This window comes from Chloroflexus sp. MS-G (assembly GCF_000735195.1).
GTDB lineage: Bacteria > Chloroflexota > Chloroflexia > Chloroflexales > Chloroflexaceae > Chloroflexus.
This window is the reverse complement of the sequence record NZ_JPIM01000223.1, coordinates 1-2549: the sequence shown is the minus strand read 5'-3', so window position 1 is coordinate 2549 and position 2549 is coordinate 1. Positions and strand designations below refer to the sequence as shown.

Below are 2549 nucleotides of genomic sequence, written 5' to 3'. Positions count from 1 at the left end.
GGTTGGCCGTACCCGAACCAGGGGTGGTACGGTCTGGGTGAGATGAGCCAGTGCCGTTGTTTGGGCGTCATCACCGTGCATTGGACGCTGACCGGTGATGAGCTCGAAGAGCAGAATGCCAAGGGCATACACTACGCTTGCCGGTTGTAGCCCCTGACCGGTGCTTAGCTCAGGTGCGCGATAGTGGGCGAGATCGGCAGGAACAAGCGGTAGTGGTAACAGCCAACTTTCCACGAGCTTAACCTGGCCGTCGCCAACCAGCAGCAGGTTGGCGCTACTAATCGGAGGATGGTAAAGTCCAACCGGCAATTCCGCGGATCGGTGACGTTGGCAGAGCGCGACTGCGTCGGCCACCTGCCGCACAATACTGAGCGCCTGTGCCACACTGAGAGCGCCGATCCCGTATAATGGACGACCATCAACAGCCTCCGTTATTAAGAAGGGGCGCCCGTTACTTTCGCCGCTATCAAACACTTCCAGAAATACGGGATGTGAGCGTCGAGCGCTTTGGGCGGCTTCGCTGAGAAATTGCTGGCGCTTCTGCTCGTTATTAAGCAACGCTTTGCGGAGGAGATGCACTAGTACTGGGCGCTGAAGACGCAGATCGGTCGCCTTGTAAACGACTGCAAGACGTGACTCACCGAGTGCTTCGTGCACCTGATAACGGTCAAAGATGACCGGTGGCCTGGTCGTTCCCGGAGAGGTCATGTGTCGAACCGGTCAATCCTTCATTCACCTGGCGCTATCTCAAACCGTCTAGATATGAGCCAGCGCCGGGAAAGATATGCCAGACAACGATTCCCTACTCTTTAGTATAACGCCGTCGCCCAAAATGTGCACTGTCTGTTTTCGTATTATTTCACATCAAGGCATGCTTCAATTGCCAACGTAAAGCGAGCGACTGCTTCATCGGCCTGCGCTTGCGTGAGAATGAGCGGCGGACAGAAACGGATCGTGGAAATACCACAAGTTAGAACCAGTAACCCCTTACGAAAACTCTCGACCATCACCGCATCGGCCAACGCCGGTGCAGGATGCCCGTGTTCATCAACAAATTCGACCCCGATCATCAGCCCACGTCCGCGGACGGCGCCAATTTGTGGGAAGCGCTGTTGAAGCGCCTGTAGTTGTTCAAGCAGGTAGGCGCCAACGGTGGCGGCATTCGCCATTAATTCCTCTTCGACCATCGTGAGCAGCTCGTAGGCAACTGCACACGTTAGACCATTGCCACCATACGTATTTCCGTGTGAACCGGGCTGCCACCGGCGGGTCAGTTCACTGCGGGCAATCATTGCCCCCAGCGGCAAACCGCCACCTAATCCCTTGGCCGAGGCCACAATGTCAGGCACAATACCCTCGTGTTCAAAGGCCCACATCTTGCCGGTACGCCCGACACCGCTCTGTACCTCATCAACGATCAGTAAGATACCATAACGATCACAGATCGAACGCAGGCGTGCGAAGGTACCGGGCGGCGGGACGACGTACCCACCTTCGCCCTGAATTGGCTCAATGATAATTGCCGCGACTTCTTCGGGAGGAGTTGTGGTTTTAAACAGGGTGCGTTCGATCAGATCAATACAGGCAATATCACACGCTGGAAACTGAAGGTTGATCGGACAGCGGTAACAATTCGGGTAGTACGTATGACTGACGCCGGGTAACAGGGGAAAAAAACCGATGCGCTGGCGTGGCTTAGAGGCAGTGAGTGAGAGGCTGCCATAGCTGCGTCCATGAAAGGCGTTGTAGAAAGCAATAATATTCTGCCGACCGGTAACGTAGCGCGCCAGTTTGATGCTAGCCTCAACCGCTTCAGTTCCGCTATTGGTAAAGAAGACTTGCCAGCCCTTGCCACCAGGCATGAGCGAGACCAGCTTCTCGGCGGCACGTACCATCGGCTCATTGTAGAAATCAGTGCCGGCCATGTGCGTAAACCGTTGGAGTTGCGCTTGGGCGACGCGGATAAGGCGTGGATGGCAATGACCGGCAGCTAGGACGGCAATCCCCGCGTTCATATCGAGAAAGCGATTCCCGTCAACGTCCCATACTTCGCAACCCTGGGCGTGATCGATGACCAGAGGGTACACCCGTCCCAGTGGAGCAATTACTTCATTGTCACGGGTAACAATGGCCTGGGCACGTGGGCCAGGCACTGCTTCAGGCATGTAATCGCTCGGCAACCGCGCCGTATCAGTTTGAGTCGTCATTGATGTGCTCCCTTGCAGATACACTAGTTGTCAGGGTAACTATTGTAGCCGACGTGTAGAACGAGCGTCAAGCCAGCGCGAGGAGTGCGAGAGCGTAATCAAAAACTTGTGGCGGCCCTCACCTTCCCCCCAGCCCCCCCTTCCGCTCCTCCACGGGGAGAGAAAGGGGGGATGAGCGAAGCAGGAGCGATCTCACGAACCAGATCACCCCTCTCCCGCAACGCGGGAGAGGGGCTAGGGGTGAGGGCCTCCCGCAGCGCGGGAGAGGGGCTAGGGGTGAGGGCCTCCCGCAGCGCGGGAGAGGGGCCGGGGGTGAGGGCCTCCCGCAGCGCGGGAGAGGGG

2 protein-coding genes are annotated in these 2549 nt (G+C 57.3%); both read right to left on the bottom strand.

The window, feature by feature from the left end; all coding sequences use genetic code 11:
• On the bottom strand, window positions 1-708 hold a 708-nt coding region (locus JE47_RS0119970), incomplete at its 3' end, for a protein kinase domain-containing protein (protein WP_031461428.1).
• Window positions 709-854: 146 nt separating this feature from the next.
• Window positions 855-2207, bottom strand: a complete 1353-nt coding sequence (locus JE47_RS0119965; protein ID WP_031461427.1) for an acetyl ornithine aminotransferase family protein — start codon at window positions 2205-2207, stop codon at window positions 855-857.
• Window positions 2208-2549: the final 342 nt, after the last annotated feature.

Bases quoted from the DNA above. Each gene is read 5' to 3' on its own strand.
- JE47_RS0119965 (WP_031461427.1), bottom strand. From the start codon at position 2,207: ATGACGACTCAAACTGATACGGCGCGGTTGCCGAGCGATTACATGCCT.